The following is an 8,512-nucleotide window of genomic DNA, read 5'->3' on the forward strand; positions in this document are numbered from 1 at the left end:
TCCTCACCGATGCGCTGCCTGAACTGTCACCGTCGCCTTGCTCCGGGCGCGGCTTGTCCCGTGCACGGCGCGAGTGTTCCAGGCGGCTCGCTCGCCGGGACACTGACGCTCACGGACGTGCCGGGCGTGCGCGGCGCCGCGCCGCTGGGGCGTGGTGGCTTCTCGCAGGTGTTCACCGCGTATCGCGACTCGGACGGTCGCGAGGTGGCGCTCAAGGTCGGGCATGGGCCGCATCACGAGCGCTTCGCGCGCGAGGCCGCGGCGCTGCGGCGCGTGGGGGCTCCCATCGTCCCGGAGCTGCTGGAGCACGGCGTCGCGCGCGGACGACCGTTCCTGGTGATGGAGCATCTGCACGGGCAGACGCTCGCGGCGTGGATGGCGGCGCTGCCGGGCACAGGCGCCGCGTCGCTGCCGCGCGTGCGTGAGCTGCTCCGTGGCTTGTGCTCGGCGCTGGAGCACATGCACGCGGCGGGCGTGGCGCACCGCGACCTCAAGCCGGAGAACATCTTCCTGCGCGAGGGCGGCGCGCTGAGCCTCCTCGACCTGGGGCTCGCGCGCTTCCACGACCTCGAGGACCCGGACGACGCCGACGCGCTCCCGCCCGGAGTGACGCCCGCGGGGCAGCGGTTGGGCACGCCGTTGTACATGGCTCCGGAGCAGTGTCTGGACGCGCGCCTGGCCAGCACGCCCGCCGACATCTACTCGCTGGGCGTCGTCCTCTTCGAGCTGCTCACGGGCGCGCCGCCCTTCGTCGGCAGCCCGGAGCAGATCCGCCACGGACACGTCAGCCTGCGCCCCCCGAAGGTCTCCGAGCGCGCGGAGGTCCCCGCCGCGCTCGATGATGTCCTCCGCTCCTGTCTGGCCAAGTCGCCGCTGGAGCGCTTCGCCAGGGCCCCCGACGTGCTCGCGGCCTTCGACGCCGCATGTCGCGCCACCACCGCGCTGGGCACCGCCGCGCCGGGCGAGGCCGTGTCCCCGCAGCAGCCGCTCACGTCGGGCGCGGGGCCTCGGCAGGTGGCGCTGCTCGGGCTCCACACCCCGCTGTCGTTGGACGCGGTGAAGGCCGCCATCGAACCGCGCGGAGGGCTCATCGCGCGCGTGAGGCCCGGTGGCTACGTCATCGCCTTCGCGGAGTCGCTCACCGCCGAGGCGAACGTGCGCGCGGGCGCGCTCGCCGCGAGGAAGCTGCTCGAGGAGGCGGAGGCCTCGGCCGTGCTCCATCTGGCGGAGCTGCACGTGCGCGTCGGTGCGTCCACGTTGCGATTGGCGGGGACCGCGCTGGACTCGCCCGCGGACTGGTGGCCGCAGACGTGGGTGCCCGGTGAGACGCGCGTCACGGAGGCCGCGGCCGCGCGCCTGGACTCCAGCGCCACCGAGGCCGTGGGCCGCGACACCGCGAGCCTCCTGGACTCCACCTCGGACGTGGGGCGGCTGCGACTGCTCGACAGCGCGGCGTCCAGCGCCTCCTCCGAACCGCCTCCGCTCTTCGGCCGCGAGGACCTGCTGGAGTCGCTGGCGAAGGAGGCGTTCCGCAGCCTCTCGGAGAGCGTCCCGGGCTTCTCGGTCGTCACCGCGGACGTGGGGCTCGGCAAGTCGCGCGTCATCGAAGCGCTCGCCGCGCGGTTGGAGTCGAGCGGCCAGGCCCAGGTCATCCGCTTGCGCGCCACGGCTCCGGACGTCCGCTCGCCGGAGGCGCTGCTCGAGACCCTGCGCGCCGCTCTCGTCGACGGGCCCTCGCCGCTGCCCGAGTCCCCCAGGACCAGCGGCGTCCCGCTCGCGGACGCACGTCACGCGGCGGCGCGCTGGCTCGCCGAAGCGCTTCGTCACCGTGCTCGCGAGCTGCCCCGGGTGTTGCTGCTGGATGATGCGCACCTGGCGGACCCGACGACGCTCGACGCGCTGGAGGTCGCCACGCTCACGGGCGCGTCCGCGCCGCTCTGGGTCTGCGTCGTCGCTCGACCGGCGCTGCTCGGCCTGCGGCCCCACCTGGGCGAGCGCAGCGCGAGCGCCGCTCGACATGTCCTGCCGCCGCTGCCTCCCGAGGCCAGTCGCGCGCTGATGCTGCACCTGCTGCGTCCCGCCGAGCACATCCCGGAGCCGGTGCTCGCGCGATTGGAGCAGCTGGCCCAGGGCGTGCCGCTGTCTCTCGTTGAGCTGGCCGTGGCCCTGCGGACCGCGGGCGCGCTGAGGGCCTCGCCCGGGGGCGGTTGGTACATCGCCCCGGACGCGCTGCTCGACGTGTCCGTGACGCCGCTCTTCCAGCGGCTCGCCAGTCGCGCGCTGGATGGACTGCCGGATGCGTACGGCGGGCTCGCGCGGCTGTGCGCGGTGCTCGGCACGGAGCTGGAGGTCGAGCGCGTGGACGCGGCCTTGCGACACCTCGGGCCCGCGGAGGAGGGCGTGGGCATGGCCACCTCCCTGGACGCGGGCGCGGGCCTGCAGCGTCTGGCGCGCGCGGGGCTCCTCAGGCCCGTGGGCCTGGGCCGCTTCGCGTTCCGTCACCCCTTGCTGCGCGAGTCCATCGAAGCGCTCCTGCCGCCGGTGACTCGGCGTGCGCTGCATGCCGCCGCGCGACTGGCGACCACCGGGGATTCACCCGTCGAACGTCATCGTCGCGCCCTCCACGCCGCTGCCTGCGGCGCGCACGACGAGGCCGCCGCCGCGTTCCTCGTGTTGGCCGAGGAGTCACGTCGTGCGCACCGCTCCGTGGAGGCCGAGCAGCTCTACACCCGCGCGCTCGCGCTGCTGCCGGACCGCGACTCCGAGCAGCGGGCGCGGGCTCTCGCGGGACGAGGACGCGTGCGCCATCGCCTCCAGCGCTTCCACGAAGGGCTCGGTGACCTGGCGGCAGCGCGCGCCCTGGCGGAGGTCCGCGGCGACAAGGCCCTGTGCGTGGACCTGCTCCTGGAGGAGGCCACCGCGCGCGACTGGATGGAGGACGTGGAGGGCTCGACGCTCTGTGCTCGCGAGGCGCTGGAGCGAATCGAGCAGCTCGACGACCCGCGCCTGTCCCTGCGCTGCACCCTGGCTCGAGGACGGATGCACGTGCGCCAGGGGGAGTGGGGCAATGCGGCCCGCATCCTCGACTCCGTCATCGAGGGCGCCGAGCGCGCCAGGGAGCACGAGACCCTGGTGGTGGCCCTCGCCATGCTGGGCTCGTCGCTGACGTTCCTCGAGCGCACGGAGGAGGCCGCGTCGCGCTTCGAGGAGGCCCTGGCCCGCTGCGAGGCCGCGGGCGACGCGCTGCACCTGGCCGCCACGCTCATCAACCGCGTGCTCCTGTGGCTGGGGCAGGGCGATGTGGCGAGGATGGAGGAGGACCTGCGGCGCGCGATGGGCCTGGGACGCGAGCTGGGACACGCGCAGGTGGAGCGCTGGTCCACCTTCAACCTCGCCGAGGTGCTCTACATGCAGGGGCGCCTGCAGGAGGCGCTCCCGTTGGCGCGCCGGGCCCATGAGCTCGGCGTGCGCTTCTTCCTCGAACACCCGGTGCCCGTGGACGCGCTGCTGCTCGCGCGCATCGGCGTGGCGCTCGGCGATTGGGAGGAGGCGTCCCGCCAGCTGCGCTGGATTGAGTTCCATTGCCCGCCCGCCTCGCTGCCGCCCACCGCCGTCATGCGCAAGCTGGTGGAGCTCCAGGTGCGCGAGGCCGAGCGCGGAGGCGGAGTGCACGAGTCGCCCGCATGGACGGCGCTGGAGGACGAGGCCCGCGAGCTGGCCTCTCCCGACGAGAAGGCGGAGTTGCTGCTCCAGGCCGCCCACTCCGCCTTCCGCTCCCGCCTCCCGGACGAAGCCCGCACGTGGCTGACCCGCGCCGAGAGCGCCATCGCCTCCGCTCCGCTCTGGCGGACCCGCTGGGAGGCCCTGCGCGACACGGTGGGGCGGGTGTAGCGCGGGACGTCACAAACCCGCCGGGGAGTGACCTCCCACGCTACAGCGGACGACCTCCCAGGGTGGTTTCCCGCCGGCAAGCTGACGGGCGGCGCGGCTGGCCTGGAGCGTGCTTCAGTGGGGGGGTATTTCTCCAATTTCATGTTTTTCACTGGAGGAGCGTCCATGGGTGTCACTGTCCGTCGCGCCCCGTCGGGTGTCGTGTCCTTGCTGTTGTTGACCCTGGCCGGCTGTGGGGGAGGGAGCAGCGTGCCCGTCGCCGACGCCCCGACGTCCGACGTCGGGGAGAGCCGGGCGGAGATTCGCATCGCGAACTCGCTGTCCACGGATGCGCTGGTCCTCAACGCCCTCTCCACCAACGCGCTGGCCAACCGGATGCTGGCGACGCAGAAGCTGCAGGCCCTGTTCAGCGCATCGGGTGGGGACGCGTACATCCGCAAGCAGCTGCATGATCCGGATGCCCAGACGTTCATGAGCTACCTGGTGGGCTGCGCGCTGGGGCCCAACCAGGTGCTCTGGTACTACAACCCTCGCGGGCCGACGCCGGGCGCCAACCTGTGGCAGGGCAAGGCGGGCCTGTGTACGTCGTGGCTGACGTCGGCCCCGACGCCCGAGTGTCTCAACCGTGTCTCCGCGTGCCTGCTGGCGCGCAACAACGCGTTCGGCCGCCGCGTGGAGCTGTCCATCCGCGGCGAGGTCTCCGGCGACCCGAGCATCTTCTACCTGGAGCCGGTGTCGCGGCCGGCGGAGTACGACCCGACCACGGCGACGAAGCTGCCGAGCTTCGAGGGCTGCCATGAGGGCGAGACGGGCGCGCAGCGCGACTGCGGGTGGACGTCGGACGGTATCGGCTCCTGTCTGCCCGGCTCGCAGGTCTGGGTCGGGGCGGGCGGCGCCGTCTCCTGCCCGGGGCCGGCGCTGGGGGCCTCGACCGGCGGGCGCATGGCGCTGCGGGTCTGCTCGGGCGTGGTGGGCTGTGGCTCCGCCAGCGACACGGCGCTCGGCGAGTCGGAGTCCAGCTGCTCCGGCACGGGGCCGGTGGTCGGCTTCACCTGCCCGGCGGAGGGATACTTCAGCGTGATGACGGCGCCGTATGACAGCAATGACAGCGGCGTCGCGAGCGTGGCCGCGGACTCCTCCGAGCTGGCGGCCTATCCGCTGGCGGAGGCCGAGGTCTTCGGCGTTCGCGAGGGCGCCTTCTACGGCAACATCTTCGACTCGAAGGCGCTGGCCACGCAGGTGTACGTGGAGGAGGTCCGCCAGGGTGACCTCACGCGCTACCGCGTGGTGGGGGATGACGCGGTGGTGGATGGTGCCATCTACAAGCGGATGTACTCCTGCTTCGACCCGCAGTGGAGCAACGGCGCGGCGTACTCCTCGCACCGCGTCTGCGCATTGCCCGGCTCCGGCGCCAACTGCGCGTCCACGGTAGCGGGCCCCTGCTGGGGGAGCGCGGCGGGGCAGGGCCGGTGTGAGATCGACGATGGCCCGGAGGTGCCGGGGGACGGCGACTACGAGCGGTGCAAGGATCCGTTCGGCGGTCTGTGGAAGGAGCCGGTGACGACGTTCCTGCATGACGCCTGCGGCCCGGTGCAGGACGAGCGCGCGCGCAAGCTGTGCTCGCGGACGATTCGCACGAGCAAGGAGCGCTAGTCGATGACGAGCGGAGGCGTGGAGGCTCTCTACGGTGAGGAGCTGCGGCCCGGCGCGCTGGTGGGGCGCTGGGTCGTGGAGCGTGTCCATTACCGGGGGCCGGTCTCCACCCTCTATCGGGCGCGGGATGCGACGAGCGGGACGCTCGCCGCGCTCAAGGTCCTGCAGTCGTCGGCCTTGTCCACGGACACCGCGCTGCGCCGCTTCCGCCGGGAGGCGGCGACGCTCCAGCGGCTGAGTCATCCGCACATCGTCCAGGTGCTCGACCATGGCGAGCTCCCGGAGGGCCGGCCCTTCATCGCCATGGAGTGGCTGGAGGGCCGCGACCTGGCCGCGGAGCTGTCCGCGCGAGGGCCCCTGTCCTCACGTGAGGCGCTGGAGGTGCTGGAGCAGGTGGGCGCCGCGCTGGGCGTCGCGCACGCGGCGGGCGTGGTGCATCGGGACCTCAAGGCCCAGAACGTGATGCGCCTGTCCGGCGGCGGCGAGGCCCTGTGGGTGAAGCTGGTGGACTTCGGCGTGGCGAAGGCGCTGACGCCAGGGGTGCCCGGGGCCTCATCGCTCACGCACACGGGCGTCGCCCTGGGCACGCCGCTGTCCATGGCGCCCGAGCAGATCCGCGGAGAGGTGCCCGACGCGCGCACGGACCTGTATGCGCTGGGCGTGCTCCTGTTCCAGCTCGTCACCGGGCAGCCGCCGTTCCAGGGCGCCACGCGGCACGAGGTGGAGGAGCAGCACCTGCACGCGCCGCCCCCCAGGCCCACCGAGCGCGCGCCCGTGCCCTCGGGGCTGGATGACGTGGTGGCGCGCTGTCTGGCCAAGACTCGGGAGGAGCGCTACCCGGACGTGGCCCTGTTCCTGGAGGAGCTGCGTCGAGCGGTGGGTGGCGTGGGGCCTCGCGCGAACCCGGGCCACGCGGTGGCGCTCTACGCGGAGGCCCGCCTGGCCCACGCTCCCGACTCGACGAGCCTGGAGCGCATGGACTCCCTGCTGGAGCGCACGGGCCTGGTTGCCCGCGAGGTGGGGCTGGAGGTGCGGCTGGAGGGGAGCGGCTGTCTGATGGCGCTGGCGCCGCTGCCCGATGACGCGGCCTCCGAGCGCGCCGTGCGAGAGCGCGTGCTGGCGGCGGCGCTGTCCCTCCTGGAGCAGGAGGGGGCGCGAGACCAGGACGCTCGCGAGACCGCGTCCCCGGTCCGCCTGGCCATCACCGTCCACGTGGACCAACTACCGGGAGCGGAGGGCCGCGCGGGCGCGAGCCTGTTGCACCTGCCGGGCTGGGTGGCGGATGCGACGGACGGAGGGCTGGTGGCCACCGAGTCGGCGCTGCGAGGGCTGGAGTCCGGCTTCCTCGCGGCGCCGTTGCCCGGTGGCGGGGCCATCTGGTCCCGCGTCACCGGACGGCGGTGACGCTCACGGCTTGATGCCGTGCCGACGCAGCAGCCGGTAGAGGTGCACCCGGTCCATGCCCGCGGTGACGGCGGCCTGGGCCACCTTGCCCTGGTGCTTCTCCAGGAGCGCGCGCAGGTAGCGACGCTCGAAGTCGTCGACGGCGCGGCGGCGCTGGTCCGCGTAGGGCAGGGTGGGGTCCACCTCCATGGGGTTGCCCGAGCGCGACTCGTCCTCGGTCAGCTCCACCGCCTCCTCGAAGACGAGGCAGCGCTCCAGGTAGTTGCGCAGCTCGCGCACGTTGCCGGGCCACGCCGCGTAGCGCAGCCGGGCCAGGAAGTCCGGCGTGCGCAGGGACGCGGTGCGCTCCTTGTCCGCGCCCAGCGTGCCCAGGATGCCCTCCACCAGCAGCGGCAGGTCCTCGGGCCGCTGACGCAGGGGCGGCAGGGCGATTCTCAGCACCGCGAGGCGGAAGAAGAGGTCGGAGCGGAAGCGCCCCGCGTTCACCTCCGCGCGCAGGTCGCGGTGCGTGGCCGCCATCAGTCGCACGTCCACCGGCTGGTACGTGTTGCTGCCGACGCGGCGGATCTCCCGGTTCTCCAGCACGCGCAACAGCTTGGGTTGCAGCTCCGCGGGCAGTTCGCCGATCTCGTCGAGGAAGACGGTGCCGCCGATGGCCTCCTCGAACACGCCCGCGCGGCGCTGGAGCGCGCCGGTGAAGGCGCCCTTCTCGTGGCCGAACAGCTCGCTCTCCAGGAGGTGCGCGGGGATGGCGCCGCAGTCCACCACCAGGAAGGGGCCGTCCTTGCGCCGGCCCGCCTCGTGGATGGCCTGGGCCGCCTGGCTCTTGCCCGTGCCCGTCTCGCCCTCCAGCAGCACGGTGACGTCGCGCGAAGCGGCGCGCTCCATCATCGCGAAGCACACGCGCATGGCCACCGACGCGCCCACCAGCGTCCCGAAGCGCGTGCTCTCCGACACTGGCAGCCGGTTGTTCTCCGCGCTGAAGTCGAAGCGCAGCACCACCCGGCCCAGCCGCAGCAGCGAGCCGCTGCGCAGCACGCCCTCCATCACCAGGACGCCGTCCAGGATGACGCCGTTGAGGCTGTCCAGGTCGCGCACCTGCGGCCCCTTGGGCCCGATGCGAATCTCGCAGTGGAAGCGCGACACGGTGGAGTCATCCACCGCGAAGTCGTTGAGCGGATGCGAGCCCACCGAGCACGTGTCCGCCGTGGACTCCCACGTGCTGCCGGACTGGGGGCCTTCCACCACCGTCAGCCGGAAGCGGCGCACGGTGGAGGCGTCGTACGCGCGGCGGCCCTGCTCGTAGGGGAGCGTGACGTGGAGGGCCTCGTCGCCGGACTCCCGCGCCTCGACCTTCCAGACCGGATCACTCTTCACGTCGGGAATCGGAGGTGTTGTGCGGGCCTGGTCGGAAGCAGACATGAGCTTCAAGATACCACGGCCACGTGACGCGAAGTTCCGGTCGTCCATCCTGTCCCATCCGTCAGGTTGCTCCGTGAAAGCCCCCGCGGAGGCCCGGCTCGGTCTGTCTCCCGGCCGGGCCCCGCGTCCCCCCTCTCCGCCC

Annotated in this window: 4 protein-coding genes; 3 read left to right on the top strand and 1 reads right to left on the bottom strand. The window is 73.2% G+C overall.

The genetic code is table 11. From position 1 onward, the window contains the following. Positions 1-9: 9 nt before the first annotated feature. The 3 genes from FL311_RS17225 (at position 10) to FL311_RS17235 (ending at position 6,948) form a co-directional block, all read left to right on the top strand. Entirely contained in the window at positions 10-3,891 is a 3,882-nt protein-coding gene (locus FL311_RS17225) for a serine/threonine-protein kinase (RefSeq protein ID WP_141326216.1), read from the top strand. A gap of 165 nt (positions 3,892-4,056) precedes the next feature. Next, positions 4,057-5,544, top strand: a complete 1,488-nt coding sequence (locus tag FL311_RS17230) for a hypothetical protein (RefSeq protein ID WP_141326217.1) — start codon at positions 4,057-4,059, stop codon at positions 5,542-5,544. Between the two features lie 3 nt (positions 5,545-5,547). Then, positions 5,548-6,948, top strand: coding sequence for a serine/threonine-protein kinase (locus FL311_RS17235; protein ID WP_141326218.1), 1,401 nt, complete (start codon positions 5,548-5,550; stop codon positions 6,946-6,948). A 3-nt stretch (positions 6,949-6,951) separates the two neighbouring features. Here FL311_RS17235 and FL311_RS17240 read toward each other — a convergent pair whose 3' ends face one another. Beyond that, entirely contained in the window at positions 6,952-8,370 is a 1,419-nt protein-coding gene (locus tag FL311_RS17240; RefSeq protein ID WP_141326219.1) for a sigma 54-interacting transcriptional regulator, read from the bottom strand. Positions 8,371-8,512 lie beyond the last annotated feature (142 nt).

The organism is Myxococcus sp. AB025B (genome assembly GCF_006518215.1).
Taxonomy (GTDB): Bacteria; Myxococcota; Myxococcia; order Myxococcales; family Myxococcaceae; genus Myxococcus; species Myxococcus fulvus.